20 protein-coding genes and 1 pseudogene are annotated in these 25,420 nt (G+C 42.5%); 15 read left to right on the forward strand and 6 right to left on the reverse strand.

All coding sequences use genetic code 11. From position 1 onward, the window contains the following. Positions 1 to 51 precede the first annotated feature (51 nt). From TI10_RS26260 to TI10_RS20745, 3 genes and pseudogenes are all read left to right on the forward strand, one after another. Positions 52 to 381, forward strand: a complete 330-nt coding sequence (locus TI10_RS26260) for a hypothetical protein (protein WP_074524992.1) — start codon at positions 52 to 54, stop codon at positions 379 to 381. Between the two features lie 460 nt (positions 382 to 841). Then, positions 842 to 1,840: an Rpn family recombination-promoting nuclease/putative transposase gene (locus TI10_RS20740; protein ID WP_049585227.1), complete on the forward strand. Its 999-nt coding sequence runs from the start codon at positions 842 to 844 to the stop codon at positions 1,838 to 1,840. A 117-nt stretch (positions 1,841 to 1,957) separates the two neighbouring features. Next, positions 1,958 to 2,218: pseudogene (locus TI10_RS20745) on the forward strand (ISNCY family transposase); the annotation flags it as partial. Positions 2,219 to 2,790: 572 nt separating this feature from the next. On the opposite strand, the gene pflA reads toward TI10_RS20745, so the two are convergent. The 4 genes from pflA to ycaO form a co-directional block, all read right to left on the reverse strand. Beyond that, entirely contained in the window at positions 2,791 to 3,531 is a 741-nt protein-coding gene (pflA, locus tag TI10_RS20755; protein WP_049585230.1) for a pyruvate formate lyase 1-activating protein, read from the reverse strand. A gap of 73 nt (positions 3,532 to 3,604) precedes the next feature. Beyond that, positions 3,605 to 5,887, reverse strand: coding sequence for a formate C-acetyltransferase (pflB, locus tag TI10_RS20760; RefSeq protein ID WP_049585231.1), 2,283 nt, complete (start codon positions 5,885 to 5,887; stop codon positions 3,605 to 3,607). A gap of 63 nt (positions 5,888 to 5,950) precedes the next feature. Further along, positions 5,951 to 6,808: a formate transporter FocA gene (gene focA / locus TI10_RS25300; RefSeq protein WP_049585232.1), complete on the reverse strand. Its 858-nt coding sequence runs from the start codon at positions 6,806 to 6,808 to the stop codon at positions 5,951 to 5,953. Positions 6,809 to 7,127: 319 nt separating this feature from the next. Next, the gene (gene ycaO, locus TI10_RS20770; protein ID WP_049585233.1) at positions 7,128 to 8,891 is read right to left on the reverse strand and encodes a 30S ribosomal protein S12 methylthiotransferase accessory factor YcaO; all 1,764 of its coding nucleotides are present in this window, start codon (positions 8,889 to 8,891) and stop codon (positions 7,128 to 7,130) included. Between the two features lie 138 nt (positions 8,892 to 9,029). On the opposite strand from ycaO, the gene ansB reads away from it, so the two are divergent. From ansB to TI10_RS20815, 9 genes are all read left to right on the forward strand, one after another. Continuing rightward, a complete protein-coding gene (gene ansB / locus TI10_RS20775) occupies positions 9,030 to 10,073 on the forward strand; it encodes an L-asparaginase 2 (protein ID WP_049585234.1) in 1,044 nt (347 codons plus the stop codon). A gap of 613 nt (positions 10,074 to 10,686) precedes the next feature. Then, positions 10,687 to 10,962 (forward strand): type II toxin-antitoxin system TacA family antitoxin, encoded by a 276-nt coding sequence (locus TI10_RS20780; protein ID WP_049585235.1) that lies wholly within the window; start codon positions 10,687 to 10,689, stop codon positions 10,960 to 10,962. A gap of 305 nt (positions 10,963 to 11,267) precedes the next feature. Next, complete coding sequence (serC, locus tag TI10_RS20785; RefSeq protein ID WP_049585236.1) at positions 11,268 to 12,356, forward strand: 3-phosphoserine/phosphohydroxythreonine transaminase; 1,089 nt, start codon at positions 11,268 to 11,270, stop codon at positions 12,354 to 12,356. Positions 12,357 to 12,481: 125 nt separating this feature from the next. Continuing rightward, on the forward strand, positions 12,482 to 13,768 hold the full coding sequence (aroA, locus tag TI10_RS20790; RefSeq protein WP_049585237.1) for a 3-phosphoshikimate 1-carboxyvinyltransferase: 1,287 nt from the start codon (positions 12,482 to 12,484) through the stop codon (positions 13,766 to 13,768). 179 nt (positions 13,769 to 13,947) lie between these two features. Next, positions 13,948 to 14,631: a (d)CMP kinase gene (cmk, locus tag TI10_RS20795; RefSeq protein ID WP_049585238.1), complete on the forward strand. Its 684-nt coding sequence runs from the start codon at positions 13,948 to 13,950 to the stop codon at positions 14,629 to 14,631. Between the two features lie 178 nt (positions 14,632 to 14,809). Beyond that, positions 14,810 to 16,483 (forward strand): 30S ribosomal protein S1, encoded by a 1,674-nt coding sequence (gene rpsA, locus TI10_RS20800; protein ID WP_049585239.1) that lies wholly within the window; start codon positions 14,810 to 14,812, stop codon positions 16,481 to 16,483. A 65-nt stretch (positions 16,484 to 16,548) separates the two neighbouring features. Beyond that, the gene (ihfB, locus tag TI10_RS20805) at positions 16,549 to 16,833 is read left to right on the forward strand and encodes an integration host factor subunit beta (RefSeq protein WP_011145915.1); all 285 of its coding nucleotides are present in this window, start codon (positions 16,549 to 16,551) and stop codon (positions 16,831 to 16,833) included. A 359-nt stretch (positions 16,834 to 17,192) separates the two neighbouring features. Further along, complete coding sequence (locus TI10_RS20810) at positions 17,193 to 17,528, forward strand: nucleotidyltransferase family protein (protein WP_244161677.1); 336 nt, start codon at positions 17,193 to 17,195, stop codon at positions 17,526 to 17,528. Between the two features lie 84 nt (positions 17,529 to 17,612). Next, positions 17,613 to 17,873, forward strand: a complete 261-nt coding sequence (locus TI10_RS20815; RefSeq protein WP_279615335.1) for a HepT-like ribonuclease domain-containing protein — start codon at positions 17,613 to 17,615, stop codon at positions 17,871 to 17,873. A 37-nt stretch (positions 17,874 to 17,910) separates the two neighbouring features. Here TI10_RS20815 and TI10_RS20820 read toward each other — a convergent pair whose 3' ends face one another. Together TI10_RS20820 and TI10_RS20825 are read right to left on the reverse strand one after the other, a co-directional pair. Beyond that, on the reverse strand, positions 17,911 to 18,546 hold the full coding sequence (locus TI10_RS20820; protein WP_049585241.1) for a LysE family translocator: 636 nt from the start codon (positions 18,544 to 18,546) through the stop codon (positions 17,911 to 17,913). Positions 18,547 to 18,550: 4 nt separating this feature from the next. Next, entirely contained in the window at positions 18,551 to 19,363 is an 813-nt protein-coding gene (locus TI10_RS20825) for a 2OG-Fe(II) oxygenase (protein WP_049585242.1), read from the reverse strand. A 611-nt stretch (positions 19,364 to 19,974) separates the two neighbouring features. On the opposite strand from TI10_RS20825, the gene TI10_RS20830 reads away from it, so the two are divergent. Genes TI10_RS20830 through lpxK form a run of 3 tightly spaced genes read left to right on the forward strand, consistent with a single transcriptional unit; the run spans position 19,975 to position 25,077 of the window. Then, positions 19,975 to 22,302 (forward strand): ComEC family protein, encoded by a 2,328-nt coding sequence (locus TI10_RS20830; RefSeq protein WP_049585243.1) that lies wholly within the window; start codon positions 19,975 to 19,977, stop codon positions 22,300 to 22,302. A 34-nt stretch (positions 22,303 to 22,336) separates the two neighbouring features. Continuing rightward, positions 22,337 to 24,085, forward strand: a complete 1,749-nt coding sequence (gene msbA, locus TI10_RS20835; RefSeq protein WP_049585355.1) for a lipid A ABC transporter ATP-binding protein/permease MsbA — start codon at positions 22,337 to 22,339, stop codon at positions 24,083 to 24,085. After that, positions 24,082 to 25,077, forward strand: a complete 996-nt coding sequence (gene lpxK / locus TI10_RS20840) for a tetraacyldisaccharide 4'-kinase (protein ID WP_049585244.1) — start codon at positions 24,082 to 24,084, stop codon at positions 25,075 to 25,077. Before msbA ends, lpxK begins: the two co-directional genes overlap by 4 nt. Positions 25,078 to 25,420: the final 343 nt, after the last annotated feature.

Here is a 25,420-nt window from a genome sequence, read left to right on the forward strand (position 1 = left end):
GTAGCGAATGAAAATTTTCATTGAAAGTTGACAGGCGGGGAGTCTGTTATAATGCAAGAAAGATCCGGCATTAGAGGAATAAAGCTGGCAGAATCAGAATGTATTGTATATGAAATGTTGAACGATATATCAATGGATGCGGTTTCTGATTTTTTGGATGGTCACCTTGCGGCTTGTCGGGTTCGTAATTTTCTTCCATCAGAACAAAGAAAGAAAATAATTGAGAATTTTTGGCGTTCTCCAGCTCACGCTCCCCGTTATAGTGGAGGTATTGAGGGTGCTGAGGGGTATTTTATTGGGGGATCTCATATTGAAAAAGATACCTGTCAATATATAGAAGAAGCAAAAAATTTCCGTCCGGTAATTAATGAGATATTTTAGGATACAATCAATCCAATAGATAATTTCATTGATCAAGTAACTCATTTTAGTGGTAATAACTCACAGATAGTGCGTCCTGCCATGTATCATGGTGTTGCTGCGGGAAATGCAAAAATTGTGTATTGGAATAATTTCGGTGAATTCCTTCTATTACCTTATGATGATCTTTCAGCGTTGAATGATCCACGCTAAATAAGGTTGTTATTATTGTATGAATGGAAATTAAAAACTCATTTAAATGAACGGCTATTCATAGAATAGTTATTGTAAATATAATGTTTCCTCGTTTTTTATTTTCTGGTATTTGAGTTTTTAGGTTCTTATATTAATGCATTCGGTAAAGATTTTCCTGAGAAAATCTGGGAAGATGTTTTTTGTAACTTGGTTGCGGGTTTTCTAGAGATATTATAGCGTTGACAATGAGTGGCGATGACTAACTGATAAGATAGAGAAACAAATTGTGGCAAAGAAAGAAAAACGGCCTCATCATGATGCCTTATTCAAACATTTTTTAACGCAGCCTGAAACGGCCAGGGAATTTTTATCCCTTTATCTGCCCGAAGAGGTCCAGTCGTTGTGCGATTTAGCCACATTGAAACTGGAACCCGGCAGTTTTGTGGACCGGCATTTACGTCAACTGCACAGTGATGTGCTATATTCGGTTGAAACAACCCAGGGACGAGGTTATATCTATTGTCTGATTGAACATCAGTCCACCCCTGACCCGTTGATGGCCTGGCGATTGATGTATTATGCCATGTCAGCGATGGCGGCTCACCTGAAAAAAGGCCATACTGAACTCCCTTTGGTGGCGCCTCTGCTGTTTTATCATGGCGAGGTTCGACCTTATCCTTACTCAAACCGGTGGCTGGATTGTTTTACGCTTCCTGAACAGGCTGCTCGCTTATACCGTCAGGCGTTTCCGTTGGTGGACGTCAGTGTGCTCAGCGATGAAGAAATCCTGACACATAAAGGCGTTGCCCTGATGGAGCTGGTGCAAAAACACATCCGCTGTCGGGATATGCTGGAATGGGTCCCCCAATTGGTGGAACTCTTGAATGCAGGGTATAATACAACCGAGCAGCGCAATGTTGTGTTAAGCTATATTTTACTGAATGGACATACGCTGGATCTCTCCCAATTTGTCCATCAAATGATTGAACAATCTCCGGAGCATGAAACAATGTTGATGACTATTGCAGAACAGCTTGAACAAAAAGGGCGCGAGCAAGGTATCAAGCAAGGTATTGAGCAAGGTATTGAGCAAGGCCGAGAAGAAGGTATTGAGTTAGGCCGAGAGGAAGGTAGAGAGGAAGGTAGAGAGGAAGGTCGAACAGAAGGTAGAGAGGAAGGTAAACTGGAAACGGCTCGTGCCTTATTACGGCATGGCGTGAGTTTGGACATTATTGTCACCAGTACCGGACTGAGCCGGGATAAAATTGAAACATTAAAGCATTAAATTAATCTTCTTTTTCACAGCAAAGCGCCGATATTCAAAATCGGCATTTTTGTTCTTATTCAAGGTGATGGTTATACAGGGGACTTTTATGTTTACCCAGCGAAGCTGAAACCGGTCAGACTGAAGCAACAATCTCCGGAGCATGAAACGATGTTGATGACTATTGCAGAACAGCTTGAACAAAAAGGGCGCGAGCAAGGTATCAAGCAAGGTATTGAGTTAGGCCGGGAGGAAGGTATTGAGCAAGGCCGAACAGAAGGTAGAGAGGAAGGTAAACTGGAAACGGCTCGTGCCTTATTGCGGCATGGCGTGAGTTTGGACATTATTGTCACCAGTACCGGACTGAGCCGGGATAAAATTGAAACATTAAAGCATTAAATTAATCTTCTTTTTCACAGCAAAATGCCGATATTCAAGATCGGCATTTTTGTCTTTATTTGAGGTGATGGCTATACAGGGAACTTTTACGTTTGCCCGGCGAAACTGAAATCTATCAGACGGAAGCAGCTTTATAGGGACCCTAAGAGCATGGGGAACGCGATTAAGTGAGTTGTTTGCGGAAACAAATGACTCGTTCTGTTTCGTCAAAACCTTAATGTTTATAGTAGTCATTATTCCTATCGCATATTCTTTATTATCCGTGAAGTTAATCTATAAGTCGTTTCTCTTTATGAGAAGATATAAATGATTTATACCTTAATATTTTACTCTTCATATGAATCATATATTGACTTGTTTATTGGCTTAACCTCAAGATTTCCCCATTGTTGAATAATATTCATCGCTTCTATTGCGATCTCTGCTTAATATGAAGTTAAACCCTTTCATCACAAATACTATATCTACTTGCGCGTGCAGTTTTATCCTGGCAAGCCAGAGTTTGATATTTAGGATGGTTTTTTCCTGTTGTTTTCAAATGTTATTTCAGAGATAGAAGTTAAATAATTTAATTAATAGATAACCTTATGACCATAGCTTTCCAAAATGTTTTTCACTCTCTCCATTGTCTCTTTTGCCGGCGGTTTCACACCTTCCAATTGATATTCTTCCCCCATAGTCGTCCATTTATGTTTACCGAGTTCGTGATAAGGCAGAAGCTCGATTTTTTCAATATTTCGCATATCCTTGGTAAATTCACCTAGCCTATGAGCGGATTCATTATCATCGGACCAACCTGGAACCACAACGTAACGAATCCAGGTTTTCTGATTACGTTTAGCCAGATAGCGGGCAAATTCCAAAGTGCGGTGATTGGAAACACCGACTAATTTTTGATGGATTTCATCGTTAAGTTGCTTCAAATCGAGCATAACGAGATCTGTTGCATCCATCAATTCATCAATAACCGGAACATAGCGGCGGACAAATCCATTAGTATCAAGACAAGTATGAATACCTTCGGCACGACAGGCTCGGAACCAGTCACGTACAAATTCAGCTTGTAGAACGGCTTCGCCACCCGATGCAGTAACCCCTCCACCGGAGGCGTTCATAAAATGACGATAGGTTGTCGCTTCTTTTATCAACTCTTCAACAGTTACGTCTTTGCCGCCGTGAGTATCCCATGTATCGCGGTTATGGCAATAGAGACAGCGCATCAGGCAACCTTGAAAGAAGACAATAAACCGGATACCGGGGCCATCAACAGTGCCACAGGATTCGAAAGAGTGGATACGACCAAGTACCGACATAACAGGTTTGCTCCAAAACTGACAGGATAAATGAATAAAGACCCCAGAATTCAGGGCCTTTGCTAACAAATTATTACATAGATTGGGTGAAGGTACGGGTGATCACATCCTGTTGTTGCTCTTTAGTCAATGAGTTGAAACGCACAGCATAACCCGATACCCGGATGGTGAGCTGAGGGTATTTCTCCGGGTTTTCCATGGCATCAAGCAGCATGTCACGATTCATCACGTTGACATTCAGATGCTGACCACCTTCAGTTTCTGCTTCATGGTGGAAATAACCATCCAGCAAACCAGCCAGGTTAGTTTTGCGTGTTTCATCATCTTTGCCTAATGCGTTTGGTACGATAGAGAAGGTGTAAGAGATACCATCTTTTGCATAGGCGAAGGGCAGTTTAGCCACAGAAGTTAAAGAGGCGACGGCACCTTTTTGATCGCGGCCATGCATTGGATTGGCCCCGGGTCCAAATGGCGCGCCAGCGCGACGTCCGTCAGGGGTGTTGCCGGTTTTTTTACCATATACTACGTTAGAAGTGATGGTCAGAACGGATTGTGTCGGTACCGCGTTACGATAAGTATTTAGTTTCTGGATTTTTTTCATGAAACGTTCAACCAGATCACAGGCGATATCATCGACGCGTGAGTCGTTGTTGCCAAACTGTGGATATTCACCTTCAATCTTGAAATCAACAGCCAAACCGTTTTCGTCACGGATTGGCGTCACTTTGGCATATTTAATGGCAGACAATGAGTCAGCAGCGACAGACAAACCGGCAATGCCACAGGCCATAGTACGGTAAACATCACGGTCGTGCAGCGCCATCAGTGCAGCTTCATAGCTATATTTATCATGCATATAGTGAATGATGTTTAGTGCGGTAACATACTGTTTTGCCAGCCAATCCATAAAGTGGTCCATGCGGGCCATCACCTTGTCGTAATCCAGTACTGCATCTTTTATAGGCTCTTCTTTCGGGCCAACCTGCATTTTCAGCTTTTCATCCACGCCACCGTTAATGGCGTACAGCATAGTTTTAGCCAGATTCGCGCGGGCGCCGAAGAATTGCATCTGTTTACCCACAATCATCGGGCTGACACAACAAGCAATAGCGTAGTCATCGTTGTTGAAGTCAGGGCGCATCAGATCATCGTTCTCATACTGTAAAGATGAGGTGTCGATGGAAACTTTCGCCGCGAATTTTTTGAAATTTATCGGCAGTTTTTCGGACCACAGGATGGTCATGTTGGGTTCTGGTGATGGTCCCATCGTGTATAGGGTGTTCAGGAAACGGAAACTGTTTTTAGTCACCAGTGTGCGGCCATCCAGCCCCATACCTGCCAGCGATTCTGTTGCCCAGATTGGGTCACCGGAGAACAATTCATCATATTCAGGGGTACGCAGGAAACGGACCATACGCAGTTTCATCACTAGATGGTCAATCAACTCCTGTGCTTCAACTTCTGTCAGCTTACCCGCTTTCAGATCACGTTCAATGTAGATATCCAGGAAACTGGATACGCGACCGAAGGACATCGCAGCGCCATTTTGAGATTTAACCGCCGCCAGATAAGCGAAATAAGTCCACTGTATCGCTTCCTTAGCGTCAGTGGCGGGGCCAGAAATATCGTAGCCATATTTAGCCGCCATCTCTTTAATCTGGCCTAGAGCTCGGTGCTGTTCAGCGATCTCTTCACGCAGTTGAATCGTCATTGCCAGATCTTCACCGTTTTCCAGTTTTTCCTGCAATGAATTGAACTGAGCTAATTTATCCTCACGCAAGAAATCGATGCCGTATACCGCAACGCGACGGTAGTCGCCAATAATGCGACCACGGCCATAGGCATCAGGCAGACCTGTCAGAACGCCAGATTTTCGGCATTTCAGAATATCTGGCGTGTAAACATCGAAAACGCCCTGATTATGCGTTTTGCGGTATTCAGTGAAAATCTGTTTCAATTTAGGATCGAGTTCACGACCATAAACTTTACATGAGCCTTCCACCATTTTGATGCCGCCAAATGGGATCAGCGCACGTTTTAATGGGGCTTCTGTTTGCAGGCCAACAATAGTTTCCAGATCTTTTTCGATATAACCTGCATCGTGGGAGGTAATAGTAGCAGCAACATCAGTATCAAAATCAACGGGTGCGTGAGTGCGGTTTTCGATTTTGACACCTTCCATGACTTTTTCCCATAAGGTATCAGTCGCCTTTGTCGAACCTGCCAGGAAAGATTCATCACCCTCATATGGCGTATAGTTTTTTTGGATGAAGTCACGAATGTTGACTTCATTCTGCCAATCCCCCTGGTTAAAATATTGCCATGCTATAGAGAATTTTTTATTTAATTCAGCCATGATACTTCTACCTTTGTAATTTTGTAATAATTGAACTTTTGAGAAATTAATTAAGAGAGCGAATTAATGTTTTTGCTCACTACGAAGATAAATTGACCAATAAGTTAAACCCACCAAAACAGCGCCCCCGATAATATTACCAATAGTGACTGGAATTAAATTGTCAGTAATAAAGTGTGAAATGGTGAGTTGGGAAAATTGCTCAGGTGTCGCACCGACGTTAATCCAGAATTCAGTTGGTGCGAGGTGCTTAATAACAATGCCAAGCGGGATTAAAAACATATTCGCAATACTGTGCTCAAAGCCGCTGGCAACAAACATACTTACTGGCAAAATCATGGCAAATATTTTATCCATTAAACTACGTCCGGCATAACTCATCCAAACAGCGAGGCAAACCATTAAATTGGCGAGAATGCCTAAAAATAGCGCTTCAATAAAAGAGTGGTGCATTTTATGGTTTGCTGTTTGCAAGACATTCAAGCCCCACAATCCGTCGGCAACACGATATTGACCGGCAAACCAGATAATGGCGACGAAAAATAGCGCGCCAATCAAATTACCGAGATAAACGTTAATCCAGTTTTTAATCATTTGGTACCAGGTTATACGCCCGGTTGCTTTGGAAATAATTGTTAGCACAGTGGAAGTAAATAAATCTGCGCCACACACGACGACTAACATTAATCCAAGGGAGAAACAGATGCCGCCAACTAATTTAGTTAGCCCATAAGGGACAGATGCAGTTCCTGTCGTCGCGGTAATATAAAAGACAAATGCAATGGAGATAAAAACCCCGGCAGTTATTGCTGACAGATAGGTAATGGCAACAGGTTTAGTCGTTTTATAAACACCAATGTCATTGGCGATTTGTGTCATTACCGCAGGTGGTAATAGGTTAAAGGGGGTGTCAGCTTTCATACCAACATTCTCTTTATCATTAATAAGTTACGGTACGTAACGATAGTAACAAAGGCTTAAAGAGGAAAATTTGATATAGATCATAATCCTCTGAAAGTAGACGCTGTTTTAGCGAATGAGAATGGTGAAAATTACAGTTAATTTATTGATCTTAATGAAATAAAAATTTTTTAAAAATTATAATATTTTTTTATTTACCTATTAGTAGGAAGCTTGATTAAGTAAAATTACAGGCTAAATTGTTGTTTATTTGTTGTTGAAAATAAATTTAATTTAACCTGAATTTTACTTTTAATTATGAATTGTCTTTTCTACAATTTTATTCTGCGTTCCAGAAATCGCGTTTTGCTTTTTGCAGCTTCTCGTAAGCGGCTAATAAAGCCTGATGCGCGGGCAGTGATTTTAAATCTGAATCAACTGACCACAGGCCATAAAAACAGTGTTCGCCAGAAATAGCGGCTGATGCTGCTTCAACAGCATTTTGCCCGTACATTTTTACGAATGCTTGATAATATTGTGCAGGCTCTTTATCTGCTTCCAGAGCAAGTAAAAGCAGTGTTTGCAAACAACGATAATAATTAGCGCGTTCGGTGGTAAAGACTGAGGAATTAAAATCTTGGGTCCATTCTACCCAAATTAAAGCCTGTTCCAAATCATCGCCAGCCAGTGCCAACATGGATTTCAATTCACCAATACGTAAATTGCTCCAACCATTATCTTTACCTACAGCAATGCCAAGTAATTCACGGACACGGGTAAAATCATCTAAACCTTCTTCATCTAATTGCTCAATCAGCGCCAGATATTCTTCGGCTTGCCATTGGCTATCCGGCAACGCTAATAAAGTTTCCCGCAGATGGGTTCCCATCGTGTTATTAGCAAGATGTAAATCTTCTACAGGATAAATATCAGACATCCCCGGAACCAAAATACGGCAGGCATAAACACCAAGGTGCTCATAGTCAGCAATATAAACTTCGGCATCCAATTGTTTGAAGATTGCCATCAAAGTGGCGAACTCTTCTTCGGTTGTGCCGCTGAAATTCCAGTCAGCGAACGCATAATCAGCATCTTGTTTAAACAAATCCCAACTGATTAAACCGCTTGAATCAATAAAGTGAGTCTCCAGATTGGTATGTTCCGCCACTTCTTCATTATCGAAAGTCGGCGCATTAAATACATCCAGATCTTTCAAACTACGACCCTGTAATAACTCGGTCACAGTACGTTCCAACGCTACGCCAAATTCAGGATGTGCGCCAAAAGAGGCGAAACAAGTCCCGTTATTAGGATTAAACAGCACCACACAAATAACCGGGAACTGCCCACCGAGGGAGGCGTCATAACAATAGAGTGGGAAACCTTCATCCTGTAATTTGCTGACTGCGGCGACAACACCAGGATAACGATTCATCACTTCTTGGGGAATTTCTGGCAGGCTGATGCCTTCAGCGATAATACGATTCTTCACATAACGTTCAAAAACTTCGGATAGTCCCTGAACTCTGGCTTCATTCATCGTGTTGCCGGCTGACATACCATTGGAAACATAAAGATTGCCAATAATATTCATCGGAATATAGACGGTATGATGATCAGATTGACGAGTAAACGGTAGTGAGCAGATACCACGCTCTTCATTACCTGATTGCAAATCAACTAACTGACTGGCGCATAACTCATTTTCAGGATTATAAAATTGGTGTAACCGGTCGTCCAGAATGCCTTCTGGTAGAGAATCATCATCCGGTAAAGCAAACCATTTTTCATTGGGATAATGGACAAAATCACCGTTCGCGATAGCTTCTCCTAAATAGAAGTCAGCAAAAAAATAGTTAGTTGACAGGCGTTCAAAATACTCCCCTAAAGCAGAGGCTAAAGCGGCTTTCTTGCTGGCGCCTTTGCCATTGGTAAAACAGAGAGGACAATCGCGGTCACGGATATGAACTGACCAAACATTAGGAACCGGATTCAGCCATGAAGCTTCTTCGATATTAAAACCAAGGTGTTGCAGTTTTTGCTGAAAACGGTTGATTGAATCTTCCAATGCGGCGTCTTTGCCGGGAATAAAGGTTTGCGTCATGGTATTCACTTATGAATGCTCGTTATGGGGCGCTCATCATACGAGTTTTTTTTCAGTAGCTAAAGTCTGGTATGTATCACAGATTTATTGTTATCATCATCCATAATCTAACAGGATATTTTTTATTAAGGAAGAAGCATGAAAAAGATGAAACACACAGCTTTAGCCAGTTTATTGGCATTAATTAGTGGTTCTGCTTTTGCTTTACCAAATATTACACTTTTGGCGACGGGAGGGACGATTGCGGGTGGTGGGAAGTCTGCAACCCAGTCCAGCTATGTTGCCGGAAGGGTTGCTATTGATGAATTAGTCAATGCTGTTCCTGAGATCAAAAATATCGCCAACCTGAAAGGTGAGCAGGTGGTGAGTATTGGTTCGCAAGATATGAATGATCAGGTATGGTTGACCTTGGCGAAAAGAATCAACGCTGGTTGTGATAAGACCGATGGTTTTGTTATCACCCACGGTACTGACACAATGGAAGAAACTGCTTATTTCCTCGATCTGACTACCCATTGCCAGAAACCGATTGTCATGGTTGGAGCGATGCGTCCATCTACAGCGCTTGGCGCCGATGGCCCGTTAAATCTTTATAACGCTGTGGTTGTTGCCGGTGATCAAGCATCTGCCAAACGTGGTGTGTTGATGGCAATGAATGATGCGGTTATTAGTGGGCGCACTGTGGTGAAAATGAGCACCACCGAAGTTCAGGCATTCCAGCCAATTAATGCTGGTGCCGAGGGCTTTGTTCATAATGGCAAAGTCAATTATTACGCTGATGCGAAACCGAGAGCTAATAAAGCTATTTTTGATGTCAGTAAACTCGATAAACTGCCGAAAGTAGGTATTGTTTATAACTATGCCAATGCGTCCGATCTGCCGGCGAAAGCGTTTCTGAGCGCGGGTTACCAAGGTATTGTCAGCGCCGGTGTGGGCAACGGTAATATGTACAAGGCGATTTTCGACACTTTGTCCCTGGCGGCTAAAGATGGAGTTGTGGTCGTAAGAGCAAGCCGTGTACCGGTAGGATATGTTACTCAAAATGCGGAAGTGGATGATAGCAAGCATGGCTTTGTCGCTTCTGAACGCTTGAATCCGCAAAAGGCCAGAGTACTTTTACAGTTAGCTTTGACTGAAACACGTGATCCGATGAAAATTCACGAAATGTTTGTGAAATATTAAGTTAATTCCGAGATATCAGGGCGCATTGTGCGCCCTGATATTTCCTCCTCTTCGTTCCGAAAATACCTTTCGTATAATATGAGAAAAGTTTTCTCATTTGCTTAATATTTAAATCCTTTTTAGCCAGGATATATACTTTACTTTACAAAATTTATTTAGAATCATTGTTGCTTATAAAGAACCCACTATTCAAAGTTCTGATTAGAGTTATTTATTTAAATTCTGAACCCAAATGATAAGTGCAGAACAATATTAACCCAGTGGCGATTTCGATCTGGTATACCCGTTATCTTTCAAGTTGCCTCTTTGTTGGCTGCACTCGCTCACTCCGGTCACATAGTTTGCTATGCTCCCGGGGATTCACTCCCTTGCTGTCGCGATGCATCTTGAAATCCATAGGGTATATAAGTTTAGTAATCATGTGCTCTTAGTAGCCAATGTAGTTAAGGCCCTTTAATATTTGGAGTGTGGGGGTGTCAAATGCAGTCCGGTTTGAATCAAGCGAGGGAACGCGCTGATTAAAACTAGCAATTGAAGGTAGCATTCTGTTCAAGAAGTAGCTAAGGTAATATTTGTACGGAAATTTGCCGGGTAATTTTAATTGAGGTCTATTATGGCTACTTCCACCGCGCGTTTTGAGGCGCGTATGAGTCTTGATCTACATGCCCTGATTAAACGGGCCGCTGAAATTCAAGGACGTACTATGACTGATTTTGTTGTGTCTGCTGCACAGGATGCCGCGCAGCGCGCAATTGAGCAGTCAGAGGTACTCCGTTTGTCTCTGATCGATCAGCAATGTTTTGCGCAGGCATTGCTGAATCCACTGGAACCTACTCCGGCACTTGAACGTGCATTCGCACGGCGCCGCTCTTTGCTACGATCAGAATGAGTTCCACGATGTTTGATGTTATGCAACTCAACGAAGAACACGATCGGGGTTTGTTCTACAGTGGTTCAGAATCTCTTTCACCATTCACATTATTCCTTCCTCTCATAGCTGTAGATAAAAAAGGGAAAAAATAAGCAGTTCACCTGTAATAGCGCAGAATGAACAAGTTTATTGGTTATTTTTGCTATAGTTTTGTTCAACGTTTGAATAACCATTGCAGCAATGAAATGGGAATGGTACAACCGATATATCAGATTATTTATTGTTATCAATCATTGTTATTTCGTCAGAATAAGGTGAGGTAAATGAATCAGGTATATAATTTCAGTTCTGGTCCCGCTATGTTACCGGTTGAAGTATTGCGTAGAGCTGAACAGGAGCTCTGCAACTGGAATGGTATTGGGACTTCAATTATGGAGATCAGTCACCGAGGTAAGGAATTTATCGCGGTAGCAAAGGAAGCTGAAAATGATCTGCGAGATCTCTTGTCAGTGCCTGAAAACTATAAAGTGTTGTTCTGTCATGGCGGCGCCCGCGGTCAATTTGCCGCTATCCCGATGAACCTACTGGGTGACAATGTTAAAGCCGATTATATTGATGGCGGTTATTGGGCTGCATGTGCAGTTAAAGAAGCAAAAAAATACTGCACGCCGAATGTGATTAATATCAAAACCGAAATTAATGGTTTGAAAAGCGTTAAGCCAATGCGTGAATGGTCATTGAGCGATGATGCGGCTTATGTTCATTATTGCCCGAATGAAACTATTGATGGTATCGCCATTTATGAACAGCCAGATTTTGATGATAATAAAGTTATTATTGCCGACTACTCTTCTTCTATTCTTTCCGGGCCATTAGATGTGAACCGTTACGGTATGATTTATGCGGGAGCGCAGAAAAATATTGGTCCTGCGGGTATTACATTGGTTATTGTGCGTGAAGATTTATTAGGCAAAGCTCGCAAAGAAACCCCGTCTATTTTGGACTATGCTGTTCTGGCAGAGAATGACTCCATGTTCAACACTCCGCCAACGTTTGCCTGGTATCTCTCTGGTTTGGTCTTCAAATGGTTGAAAGAGCAAGGCGGGGTACAAGAGATGGCAAAACGTAACCGGGCTAAGGCTGAATTGCTTTATCGTGCCATTGATAGCAGTGATTTTTATCGCAACCAGGTTGCTCCTGAAAATCGTTCCTTGATGAATGTACCGTTCCAGACGACAGATGCCTCACTGGACAGTAAATTTCTGGCAGAGGCTGATGCACAAGGGTTGCAGGCATTGAAAGGACACCGGATTTCCGGTGGTATGCGTGCTTCCATTTATAATGCGATGCCGTTAGAAGGGGTTCAGGCTTTAGTTGATTTTATGGCTGATTTTGAGCGTCGTAACGGCTAATTTGCCAATTGTGTATACCGGGAACAATGGTTCCCGGCCTATTTAAGGTAAAAAATATTTCCTCAAACGTAAAAATGACTCAATAATTAAAATAATCTAACCGAGAATCGGAGAGCCTGTTATTTATGCAATCCTTGATGCTACAACCTATTTCCTCCATTAGTGGAACTATTAACCTGCCAGGGTCAAAAAGTGTTTCTAACCGTGCGCTATTACTAGCGGCTTTTGCCAAAGGTACTACCTGCTTAACTAACTTGTTGGACAGTGATGATATTCGCCATATGCTCAATGCCTTGGCTGCGTTGGGTGTCAATTATCGTTTATCTGATGATCGTACCCGTTGTGAAGTTGACGGTATTGGTGGGTTGATTACCCATAAAGGCCCGATAGAACTGTTTCTGGGTAATGCCGGCACAGCAATGCGTCCCCTAACCGCCGCGTTATGCTTGGGTGAAAATAACGTTGTTGTTACCGGCGAACCTCGGATGAAAGAGCGTCCGATTGGTCATCTGGTGGATGCTTTGCGTCAAGGGGGGGCAGAAATTGATTATCTGGAGCAAGAAAATTATCCGCCGCTACACATCAAAGGGGGTTTTGTTGGCGGTAAAGTGACGGTAGATGGCCGTGTTTCCAGCCAATTTCTGACCGCATTGCTGATGGCTGCGCCATTGGCGGAAAATGCTTCTGAGATTCATATTCAGGGGGAGTTGGTTTCCAAACCTTATATTGATATCACTCTGGCATTGATGAAAAGTTTTGGTATTACGGTAAATCACGATCAATATCAGATTTTTCATATTAAAGGCCGACAGCAATACATTTCTCCGGGGCACTATTTGGTTGAAGGCGATGCTTCTTCTGCTTCCTATTTTCTGGCGGCCGCAGCAATTAAAGGCGGCACTGTGCGGGTGACCGGAATTGGTAAACATAGCCTGCAAGGGGATACCAAATTTGCCAATGTATTGGAGAAAATGGGGGCGAAAATTCGTTGGGGTGATGATTTTGTTGAATGTGAACGCGGCACCCTCACTGGCATTGATATGGATATGAATGAGATCCCTGATGCGGCTATGACCATTGCCACCACTGCGTTGTTTGCCGCAGGGGAGACCGTCATTCGCAATATATACAACTGGCGGGTAAAAGAGACGGATCGGCTCCATGCGATGGCGACGGAATTGCGTAAAGTCGGCGCAGAGGTGGAAGAGGGGATTGATTACATTCGCATCACTCCGCCACCAAGATTGTTACCTGCTGAAATTGGTACCTATAATGATCACCGAATGGCGATGTGTTTTTCGTTGGTGGCGCTGTCCGATACACCGGTTACCATTCTCGATCCAGGTTGTACAGCGAAAACCTTTCCCGATTATTTCAATCAATTGGAGAGATTAAGCCAGCGAAAGTCATAATTATCGATTATTATGATTCAATAGAGCGTATTTCTTTGATCAAAATCTATCTACATGGCATGCGCTTATTTCGTTCACTCTGTGAGTGCATATAATAAACGGCAGATATTGATTATTTTATTGAGTAAATATTCAGCATCTGGTGACGTATTAACTTGCCATGCTAAAGGAGAACAATAATGGTGGCGATAGCCCCAGTAATAACTGTTGATGGGCCAAGCGGCGCAGGTAAAGGAACGTTATGCCAGGCGCTGGCAGAGGCTTTAGGCTGGCAACTGCTTGATTCAGGCGCTATTTATCGAGTATTGGCGCTGGCCGCGATTCATCATCAGGTGGATATCCAGTCTGAAGATGCGTTAGTTCCTCTGGCTGCTAATCTTGATGTACGTTTTGTCCCTGGCAAAGGAAAGCTCAGTGTGATGCTTGAAGGCGAGGATGTCAGTAATGAGATCCGTACTGAAACGGTCGGTAATACTGCCTCGCAGGCGGCTGCTTTCCCGCGGGTTCGTGAAGCGTTGTTACGGCGTCAGCGTGCTTTTCGGGTTGCGCCGGGCTTGATTGCCGATGGCCGTGATATGGGAACCGTGGTGTTTTCTGATGCCCCGGTGAAAATATTCCTTGATGCCAGCGCAGAAGAACGTGCGCGCAGACGTATGCTACAGTTGCAGGAAAAAGGCTTTAGTGTTAACTTTGAATGTCTTTTGTCCGAGATACAGGAGCGTGATTACCGCGATCGTAACCGGGCAGTTGCGCCATTAGCGCCGGCTCAAGATGCATTAATATTGGATTCAACCAGTATGTCTATTGAGGAAGTTATCGACAAGGCGCTAAATTATGCGAAAAAAATTCTTTCAATTACCTGAACGATTTTAAGTTTTTAGCTTATAATTGGTGACGATGTACTAAAAATTGAGTACGCGGGTAGAGAATTTTCCGCAAACTAAACAACCCTGTTACAGGAATCGTAGCGGGGCATGTAAAACAACCCCATTCGGCGGGAAGCTAAATGGACGTTAAATTAAAATCTTGAAGATTATTAACATGACAGAATCTTTTGCTCAACTCTTTGAAGAATCCCTGCAATCTATTGAAACTCGTCCAGGTGCTATTGTTCGCGGCATCGTTGTTGCTATTGATAAAGACGTTGTATTAGTTGATGCAGGTCTGAAATCAGAATCCGCTATTCCTGTAGAACAGTTTAAAAATGTTCAGGGTGAGCTGGAAATCCAGGTTGGTGATGAAATTGATGTTGCGCTAGACGCTGTTGAAGATGGTTTTGGTGAAACTGTTCTGTCTCGTGAGAAAGCGAAACGCCATGAAGCGTGGCTGATGCTGGAAAAAGCTTACGAAGATGCAGAAACTGTCACCGGCATCATCAACGGCAAAGTGAAAGGCGGTTTTACTGTTGAACTGAACGGTATCCGTGCATTCCTGCCTGGTTCTCTGGTTGATGTTCGTCCAGTTCGTGATACAACTCACCTGGAAGGTAAAGAGCTTGAGTTTAAAGTCATCAAACTGGATCAGAAACGCAACAATGTCGTAGTTTCTCGTCGTGCTGTTATCGAATCTGAAAACAGTGCAGAACGTGATCAACTGCTGGAAAACCTGCAAGAAGGTATGGAAGTTAAAGGTATCGTTAAGAACCTGACTGACTACGGCGCATTTGTTGATTTGGGCGGCGTTGATGGCTTGCTGCACATTACTGATATGGCTTGGAAACGTGTTAAACACCCAAGTGAAATCGTTAATGTGGGCGATGAAATCGCAGTTAAAGTACTGAAATTCGACCGCGAGCGTACCCGTGTATCTCTGGGCCTGAAACAACTGGGCGAAGATCCTTGGGTGGCAATCGCTAAGCGTTATCCAGAAGGCACTAAACTGACTGGTCGCGTAACTAACCTGACTGATTACGGCTGCTTCGTAGAAATCGAAGAAGGCGTTGAAGGTCTGGTACACGTTTCAGAAATGGACTGGACCAACAAAAACATCCACCCATCCAAAGTGGTTAACGTTGGTGACGTTGTGGAAGTTATGGTTCTGGATATCGACGAAGAACGTCGTCGTATCTCCCTGGGTCTGAAACAGTGTAAAGCTAACCCTTGGCAGTTATTTGCTGAAACTCACAACAAAAATGACCGTGTTGAAGGTAAGATCAAGTCTATTACTGACTTCGGTATCTTCATTGGTCTGGATGGCGGCATTGATGGCCTGGTTCACCTGTCTGACATCTCCTGGAACGTTGCTGGAGAAGAAGCAGTTCGTGAATACAAAAAAGGCGATGAAATCGCGGCTGTTGTTCTGCAAGTTGATGCAGAACGTGAGCGTATCTCTCTAGGCATCAAACAACTGGCGGAAGATCCATTTAATAACTACCTGTCTGTGAACAAGAAAGGTGTTATTGTGACGGGTAAAGTGACCGCGGTTGATGCTAAAGGCGCGACAGTAGAACTGGCTGACGGCGTTGAAGGTTACCTGCGTGCATCAGAAGCTTCTCGTGACCGCGTTGAAGATGCAACTCTGGTTCTGAATGTGGGTGATGCAGTTGAAGCCAAATATACTGGTGTTGATCGCAAAAACCGCGTTATCAACCTGTCTGTTCGCGCTAAAGATGAAGCTGACGAAAAAGACGCTATCGCTTCTGTGAACAAACAAGAAGACGCAAACTTTGCAAACAATGCAATGGCTGAAGCTTTCAAAGCGGCGAAAGGCGAATAATTCAAGTGAATAACGGTGGATAACACGTAAGTGTTATCCAAGTGCGGTAGTTTAGGGAGGTACTCATGACCAAGTCTGAATTAATTGAAAGACTTGCTGGCCAGCAATCTCATATTTCGGCCAAAACCGTTGAAGATGCAGTGAAAGAAATACTCGACCATATGGCAATAACATTGGCAGATGGCGAACGTATAGAGGTGCGCGGATTCGGCAGTTTTTCTCTTCACTACCGTGCTCCGCGCGTAGGCCGTAACCCTAAAACCGGTGATAAAGTGGAGCTGGAAGGTAAATACGTTCCCCATTTTAAACCTGGCAAAGAGTTGCGTGATCGCGTGAATATCTACGATTAAGTTTGAAGATAACAAGTTATTGCTTATTCTAAACAGTGTTTCGATGCTGTTTTAGATTCATCACAAAGTGCTGGCTTTTTGGTCAGCACTTTTTTGATCTAATCAAGACTCATATAAAAAGAGCTGATTTTTATACTGAGAAAACCTATCCCATGAATCCTGCTAATTGGTTCTTGCTGTGATGAAAACGATCTCAAAAAGGCATCAACATAATTAAGCAACTGCCACATAAATTGACAACTATGATTTCGCGTTACTGTCTCACGGAGCGATTTCTGGGTCATAATCATCAGAAAAAACACGGATTTTGGCACTGACATTGATGATGGAAAGCGGACTTTGGTGTTGCTTTCCTCTTGGTGCCACCATATTATAAAACCACATTTTGTTGTGGAGTTAATGGCATGAAACCATCAGTAGCTTTGGCTGCCAATCGGGAGGCCATCCGTCGTGTAGTGGAGTCTCATCGTGCCCGTAATGCCCGTGTTTTTGGGTCTGTTATACACGGTGATGACACCGAGGACAGTGACTTAGACATCCTGATCGACCCTACGCCGGAAACCACTCTCTTTGACATTGGCGCGATCCGGCATGAGTTGTTGCAACTGCTCGGTGTGCCAGTGGATGTGCTGACTCCGAAAGCACTACCAGAGAAATTCAGGGCGACCATTCTTGCCGAGGCTGTGCCTGTATGAGCCGTGATCAGCAGCGTCTTGTCGGTTATCTGGCCCACATCCTAGAAGCCATCAAGCGTATCGACAGCTACACGGAAGACGTTGGTGCAGGACGCCGTGATCCGCAACTTCGAGATCATCGGCGAGGCCAGTAACAACATTGGGAAGCACTATCACAATTTCGCCGTTGCTAACCCTGAATTGCCATTGTCGTTCGCTTACCAAATGCGTAATGCTTTGGCTCATGGTTACTTCAAGGTGGATTTTGAGATTGTCTGGAAAACGATCCACAGCGATCTGCCAAGGCTTTATCAGCAAATTCTAGAAGTTATGCCTAAGGATCTCCACGAAATTTCGTTTGATTAAAAACGTTATTCGAGCCTCAGGCATAGTATTTCCTGACTTAAGGAAATTTCAGATTAAATAATGTTATTGAATATGAAAAGAAATAGATTCCAAGCATAATAAGAACGACACCGCTGGTGTAATTAATAAACTTAATAACACGATGACTGAGCATTTTCCTGGAGAAGAATATAACAGCATTAATAAAGGCAACCCAAACAATAACGCCAATAATTGTCCCTGCTGCACCAATAGCTAAACTATATTTACCTGATGCAATATTGTTGAGTTGTGCACTGACAGACAGCCAGAAAATAACATTGTATGGATTTAATAGTGTTAACAATACACCATCAAAAAATTGCCTATGATAAGGTTTGGAGATGATATTGATATTTTCCTCATTTTTCTTATTAATGAAGCTGGTAATACCAAACCAAATGACCATTAATGCCCCTAAAAACCCCAAAATAGGCATGAAAATAGTATTGGAAAACAGTTGCAATATGCCAAAACCTAAAAGTAACAAATAAATTATATCGGCAAAACAAGCGCCTAAACCAAAAACTACTGCGTGAAGACAACTGATATTCAAGTGTCTGCGCATAATTTCTATATTTATCGGGCCAACGGGAGCCGCAGCTCCCAATCCTAAAAGAAAAAATGTTCCTAATGTACTGATTACATCAACCATATAATTAATTCCATAACATGAGATGTTTATTTAGTGATAATCCAATGAAGCTTTGTAATGATATTCTGCCCCCCTCGGGAAAACTACGAATAGCATGGGGTTTTCTGGTGTTTATTATGATCAAATCTCCTTGTTCTGGTTTAATAAGAATAGAAGGTGGAAGTGTGCCTCGCCAATCATTTTCTGCATTATCTTCGATTAACTCGGTGATAGGGATTTCAGGAACATCCCACAGTTCTAGCTCTCCTCCAATTGCAGGCATTTTTATATAGATATTCACTGAGAATTGCCCCAACAAATTGACCGATTGCTGTTGAAGGCCATCAAAATGGGGTTGCTTTTCGACCATGAAAGAGCGTTCAGGCCTGTTCATCACCCTGGCAATACCGGCATGCATCTTTTTACCTTCAAAGTTGGCGATACTGGCCCCGGCGGACCATATTTCATCCATCTCTAAGCGAAATTTATCGAAAGGCGCTAACATGGGAGCGCAGAAATTTCTGACATTTCTGATGGCAGGTAACGCATTTTCAAAATATTTTTTATAGCTATCGCTATCTTTGGATTTACCAAAAGTTGTGTTGTAAGATGGACCAATTCTATCAACACCATAATCAACTAAAACAACTTCATCGCCTTTTTTCAAATCATGAGGGTGACATTCTAGATTTTCGTGGGAGAGGAAAAAATCAGAAAGCTTGTTTGCAAGAGGGATATCAACATATTTCTTTATATGGATTGCTAACACTTCATCATTAAATAATTTAGTAAGATGATGTTCTTGCAGAGAGTCAGATACAATTATTTTGTTTTTCATAAAAACCACCTTATTGTATTTAACATGATTTTTTAATTATTTTCCATATAAAAACAGAATGGAAATATTAATTTAATATTATTTAAATTTAATCAATGCGATCTTAATCACAAAACACAAAGTAGACAATCATTTAAGTCGTTTAACTAATTCAGGTCTCAATAAATTAGGTAATGTCTTGAAATAATGATTTTTATTGTTTTATACCCGTTACCATAGGATATATATATGATTAAATTGATTTTTTATTAATCTATAGGCTTGGTTGATAATTTCAAAAATGAATTTAGTATTTAATTATAATAATAAGTGGATAATGTAACTTCTAGTGAGTTTTTATATCTGTAATAAAGATACAGACGAAACCTTACGAAATATTTTATTTGATATCAATATCGCAATGTTGCATTTACGACCAATATAACATTGGGTGGGTAATGATCAGGTAGCAATTTCTATCTTTGCGAAGCTGTTCGCATATATTTTTGAAATGATTGTTAGCCTGGAATTAATCTGCGAGTGTGTTTGATAATTTTTCTTGTGCTTCTGGTTGGGTTGTAAAAAATAAGGAATACTTTGCTGGAAAGATAAAAGGGTAAGGATGAATAAGGATGTGGTTTTCAGTTTTGATGAACAAGATAACGACAAATTGGAAACAACCTATACCAATCATTAGCGTGAATCAGGCTGCAATAGCTATTATTATCGGTATTGTACCCTTGCTTTTTCTACCTGAGTTACCACAGAAATGGCAAATTATTATATTGCTATTACTGGCTCTATTCTGCTTATTCTTGCCATTTTGTCTTTGCCGAATGGTTTCAATTGCGTTACTGGCATTTCTTATTGGGTGCTGGCAGGGAAATCATCTGCTCGAACAGATAATCTATTTTAGTGAGAAAGTGCGTTTATCACGGGTTATTATTGAAAGTTTATCATTAGATAATGAAGAGAAAGGCAGGGTTATCCTGCGTATTATTGAGAGTGAAAACAAAGTTGTTTTTCCGCCACTGTATGTTTCCGCTGCTTGGGATATTTCGCCTGAATCTCTGTGTGCTGGTCAAAAATGGTTGCTGAAAATGAAATTACGGCCAGTTCATAGTCAGCTAAATCAGGGTGGATATGATAGCCAGCGTAGAGCATTAGCTATCCGCCAACCTTTAACAGGGAAAGTCATTCAAGCTGAATTAATTGACGGTAAATGTAACTTACGTCAGCGATTGGTCAGTCATATTGCACCGGATATTCGTGAATTGAAACATAGTGGCATTGCGATGGCATTAGCATTCGGGGAGCGTCGGTGGTTAAGTAAGGAGGATAATTTATTATTGCAACAAACAGGTACGGCTCACCTGATGGCTATTTCCGGGTTGCATATTACCGTTGCCAGTATGTTTGGTTGGTGGATGGCAAGATTGTTACAGCTATTCTTTCCCTTACATTGGATAGGGCACAGATTTCCATTGATTATTGGTTGGATAGTCGCAATAAATTATGTCTGGTTATCGGGTTGGGGCATTCCGGCTATTCGTGCATTACTGGGTTTAACGCTCTGGCTATATTTACGTTACAGAAATATTCTCTGTTTCCCTTGGCAGTGGGCATTGTGGACAGCCGCAATGATTCTCTTATTTGATCCCTTAACTGTGCTTTCTGATAGCTTCTGGCTCTCTTTCTTTGCTGTGATGGCGCTAATGTTCTGGTTCTTTTGGGCGCCGTTGATTGAGCCATTTCGTTATGGTTGGAAATGGCTATGGCTGCGTGGGTTATATATGCAAATGGGTATGATGTTGATGCTTATTCCTCTCCAGCTATTATTATTTCATGGCGTCAATTTTTCTGCTTTATTTGCTAACTTTTGGGCCGTGCCAATCATCTCATTTATTACTGTTCCGTTGATTATGCTGGCATTAATCAGCCGTTTTTGTTCCTTTATTAGCGCTTTATTATGGCAATTAGTCGATTACTCTGTAACCTTCTCTTTATTTCCTTTGCCAGTATTACAACAGTCATGGAGTGAAACTGGCCGTTTTCCCTTCTTAATAACGTTTATTGGTTGGTTTGTTGTCATTATTTGGCGGTTTGCTTGGTGGCAATCATATAAGTTACTGATTGGCATCTCTTTAGGGATAATGCTCTGCTATCTGAGGCGCACCGAAGAATATCTGTGGCGATTTTCTATGCTGGATGTGGGGCACGGGCTTGCGGTTATCCTTGAAAAAGATGGCAAAGCGCTGATTTTTGATACCGGTAATCGTTGGGAAACCGGCAGTATGGCTGAAAGGGTGATTATCCCTTATTTGCGTTGGCATCGATTAACGCCAGAACAGATTATTATTAGTCATGATCATCTTGACCATACGGGAGGGTTAGAATTCTTACAACAAAAATATCCTGGTATTGCTGTGAGAAGTTCTTTAATCAATCAGCAACATCTTCCATGTATACGCGGTGAACAGTGGCGCTGGCAAGGGTTGAGCTTCCGTGTATTATGGCCGCCGGTAAGATCATTACACGCAGGTAATAACGAATCCTGTGTTATTCGGGTAGAAGATGGCAAACATAGCTTGCTTTTAACCGGAGATCTGGAAAAGCAAGGGGAATATAAGCTATTGGGAATAGAAAAAGAGAATTTAAGATCGACCGTATTGCAAGTTCCACATCATGGTAGTAACACGTCATCTACAGCCGCTTTTATTCATACCGTTTCACCACAATATGCATTAGCCTCTGTTGCACGTTATAGCCCGTGGCGACTCCCTTCGGTTAAAGTGCAGCGACGTTATCGTAAAACCGGGGCGGAATGGCGTAGCACCGCAGTATCCGGGCAGATAACAGCTTATTTTTATGGCGATCATGTTGAAATGATGAGCTATAGGCAACAAATTATGTCACGCTGGTATCATCAGTGGTTTGGTATTCGTGGTGATCATGAGTAGAATAACCCGCTATTTCTTTTGGTGTTGGTACTCAATAATGAATGATAAAGACCTTTCTACCTGGCAGACGTTTCGCCGACTATGGCCGATTATCACTCCGTTTAGGATTGGGCTGATAGTTGCTGCGGTTGCACTGATCCTTAATGCTGCCGGTGATACGTTAATGCTTTCATTGCTTAAGCCTTTACTTGATGAAGGTTTCGGCAAAGCAAGCAGTGATGTACTGAAATGGATGCCGCTGATTGTGATTGCTTTAATGGTTATGCGAGGGCTATCCGGGTTTGTATCAAGTTATTGTATCTCTTGGGTCTCCGGTAAAGTGGTAATGCAGATGCGTCGCCGTCTGTTCAGCCATATGATGGGGATGCCAGTGTCATTTTTTGATCAGCAATCGACAGGAACTCTGCTTTCGCGTATCACTTATGATTCTGAACAGGTGGCCTCTTCGTCTTCTAGCGCATTGATTACTGTTGTCAGGGAAGGGGCATCAATTATCGGCCTGTTTATTTTGATGTTTTACTATAGCTGGCAATTATCTTTGATCCTGATTGTGATTGCGCCGATTGTGTCATTAGTGATTCGTATGGTATCGAAGCGATTTCGTGATATCAGTAAAAATATGCAAAACAGCATGGGGCAAGTTACTGCCAGCGCTGAGCAGATGCTGAAAGGTCACAAAGAAGTGCTGATTTTTGGTGGGCAGAAAGTAGAAACTGAGCGCTTTAATAAAGTGAGCAACCATATGCGTCAGCAAGGCATGAAGATGGTTTCTGCTTCCTCAATTTCCGATCCCATCATTCAGTTGATTGCTTCATTTGCTTTGGCTTTTGTCCTCTATGCAGCAAGTTTCCCGGAGATTATGGACACACTGACTGCGGGTAAAATTACCGTGGTATTCTCATCAATGATTGCGTTGATGCGTCCATTAAAATCTTTGACTAATGTTAACGCGCAATTCCAGCGCGGTATGGCGGCCTGTCAGACTCTGTTTGCTATTCTGGATATGGAACAGGAAAAAGATGATGGCAAATTGGAACTTAAAAAAGCGGACGGTAATATTGAATTCCGTAATGTAACTTTTTGCTACCCGACCAAGGAACTGCCAGCGTTACAAAACATTTCTATGCATATCCCGGCGGGGAAAATTGTCGCTTTAGTTGGGCGTTCTGGCTCGGGTAAATCCACAATAGCGAATTTGCTGACCCGTTTTTATGATGTCAATGGAGGTAGTATTCTGCTTGATGACCATGACTTACGGGAATATACGCTCTCTTCTTTGCGTGGACAGGTTGCTCTGGTATCGCAGAATGTGCATTTATTCAATGACACGGTAGCGAATAATATTGCTTATGCCAGTGAAAACCGATACAGCCGTGAAGAAATTGAGAGAGCGGCTGAGATGGCTTACGCAATGGACTTTATTAAGAAGCTGGATAAAGGCTTGGATACCATGATCGGTGAAAATGGCGTACTGCTTTCTGGCGGCCAGCGTCAACGTATTGCTATCGCGCGTGCCTTATTACGTGATTCTCCGGTTCTGATTCTTGATGAGGCTACTTCGGCGCTAGATACGGAATCTGAACGGGCGATTCAGGCGGCCTTGGATGAATTGCAGAAAAACAGAACCTCACTGGTTATTGCACATCGTCTTTCAACCATTGAAAAAGCGGATGAAATTCTGGTTATTGAAGATGGTCATATTGTTGAACGAGGTAATCATCTCTCGCTGCTGGAGCGAAATGGTGTCTATTCACAACTACATCGGATGCAATTTGGGCAATGATTGAGCGCATATGGTCAGGCCGCTCATGGCTTTATTTACTGTTATTACCTTTTTCAGCCCTTTACGGGCTGATAAGCGGCTTACGGTGGTTGAGTTATAAAACCGGGTTGAGTCAATCCTGGAAAGCGCCTGTACCTGTTGTGGTAGTGGGTAATCTAACTGCCGGCGGTAATGGTAAAACGCCGGTAGTTATCTGGCTGGTGGAGCAGTTGCAGAAAAAAGGTTATCGGGTTGGTGTTGTTTCTCGTGGTTATGGGGGTAAAGCAGAAAATTATCCTCTGTTGGTGACTAAAAATGTCACTACGGCTCAGGCCGGTGATGAACCGGTATTAATTCACCGTCGTACTGGCGCGCCTGTGGCGGTTGCGCCAAAACGGGTTGCAGCAGTGAAAGCATTACTGGCAGACACGCTATTGGATATTATCGTGACTGACGATGGCTTACAGCACTATGCTTTGCAGCGGGATTTTGAAATTGCGGTTATTGATGGCGTGCGCCGTTTTGGTAATGGTTGGTGGCTTCCGGCTGGCCCAATGCGTGAATTATCTGGGCGATTGAATCGGGTTAATGCCATTGTTACCAACGGTGGTACTCCTCAGACAGGCGAATTATCCATGACATTAGCCGGCGCATTAGCTGTGAATATGGTGAGTGGTGAAAAACGCGCAGTGAATCTCATATCTCAAGCTGTGGCTATGGCTGGAATCGGCCATCCACCGCGGTTTTTTGCAACTTTGCAACAGTTAGGCGCTGACTTACAAAAAGAGTACCCATTTGCCGACCATCAACGGTACACCGAAGATCAATTGCGTCATTTGGCTGATGCAAATCAGAATTTACTGATGACGGAAAAGGATGCCGTTAAGTGTTTTAGTTTTGCTCAGTCGAACTGGTGGTATTTGCCGGTAGATGCTCAATTACCCCAGGAGAAGGGGCAGGCGATGTTACGTGAAATTTGTTCATTATTGGCAACAAATAACAATATTAAGTAAATCTTATGCTTGAGTCTAAGCAGTTTATACAACCCTCTGGTCAACAGAGGGATTGCCTTTCTTACTGTCTGCCAAAGCGGTTCTTGCTTTGCTGATTCGTACAGTTCAATTCGTACAATTCAGTAATTTTTCCAGATTTATTTGATTTTTCGCCATTGTTACATGATATTAAAACTATCCAATTTGGATAAACAACTATTGTGTATTCTTGGTTCAGACATGTGCGATTCTGGTAGGATATCCGCTCGTATCTGTTACTTAAACAATACACTACTCGAATGAAATGTATTTCAAGGTCTTAAAACTGAGATGAGGTTCTATTCGAAAACTTAATATGAAGGGT

It is taken from the genome of Photorhabdus luminescens subsp. luminescens (assembly GCF_001083805.1).
Classification (GTDB): domain Bacteria; phylum Pseudomonadota; class Gammaproteobacteria; order Enterobacterales; family Enterobacteriaceae; genus Photorhabdus; species Photorhabdus luminescens.

Excerpts from the sequence above, each read along its gene's own strand:
- TI10_RS26260 (WP_074524992.1), top strand. The coding sequence starts at position 52 with ATGCAAGAAAGATCCGGCATTAGAGGAATAAAGCTGGCAGAATCAGAA.
- pflA (WP_049585230.1), bottom strand. The coding sequence starts at position 3,531 with ATGTCGGTACTTGGTCGTATCCACTCTTTCGAATCCTGTGGCACTGTT.
- pflB (WP_049585231.1), bottom strand. The coding sequence starts at position 5,887 with ATGGCTGAATTAAATAAAAAATTCTCTATAGCATGGCAATATTTTAAC.
- focA (WP_049585232.1), bottom strand. The coding sequence starts at position 6,808 with ATGAAAGCTGACACCCCCTTTAACCTATTACCACCTGCGGTAATGACA.
- ycaO (WP_049585233.1), bottom strand. The coding sequence starts at position 8,891 with ATGACGCAAACCTTTATTCCCGGCAAAGACGCCGCATTGGAAGATTCA.
- ansB (WP_049585234.1), top strand. The coding sequence starts at position 9,030 with ATGAAAAAGATGAAACACACAGCTTTAGCCAGTTTATTGGCATTAATT.
- TI10_RS20780 (WP_049585235.1), top strand. The coding sequence starts at position 10,687 with ATGGCTACTTCCACCGCGCGTTTTGAGGCGCGTATGAGTCTTGATCTA.
- serC (WP_049585236.1), top strand. The coding sequence starts at position 11,268 with ATGAATCAGGTATATAATTTCAGTTCTGGTCCCGCTATGTTACCGGTT.
- aroA (WP_049585237.1), top strand. The coding sequence starts at position 12,482 with ATGCAATCCTTGATGCTACAACCTATTTCCTCCATTAGTGGAACTATT.
- cmk (WP_049585238.1), top strand. The coding sequence starts at position 13,948 with ATGGTGGCGATAGCCCCAGTAATAACTGTTGATGGGCCAAGCGGCGCA.
- rpsA (WP_049585239.1), top strand. The coding sequence starts at position 14,810 with ATGACAGAATCTTTTGCTCAACTCTTTGAAGAATCCCTGCAATCTATT.
- ihfB (WP_011145915.1), top strand. The coding sequence starts at position 16,549 with ATGACCAAGTCTGAATTAATTGAAAGACTTGCTGGCCAGCAATCTCAT.
- TI10_RS20820 (WP_049585241.1), bottom strand. The coding sequence starts at position 18,546 with ATGGTTGATGTAATCAGTACATTAGGAACATTTTTTCTTTTAGGATTG.
- TI10_RS20825 (WP_049585242.1), bottom strand. The coding sequence starts at position 19,363 with ATGAAAAACAAAATAATTGTATCTGACTCTCTGCAAGAACATCATCTT.
- TI10_RS20830 (WP_049585243.1), top strand. The coding sequence starts at position 19,975 with ATGTGGTTTTCAGTTTTGATGAACAAGATAACGACAAATTGGAAACAA.
- lpxK (WP_049585244.1), top strand. The coding sequence starts at position 24,082 with ATGATTGAGCGCATATGGTCAGGCCGCTCATGGCTTTATTTACTGTTA.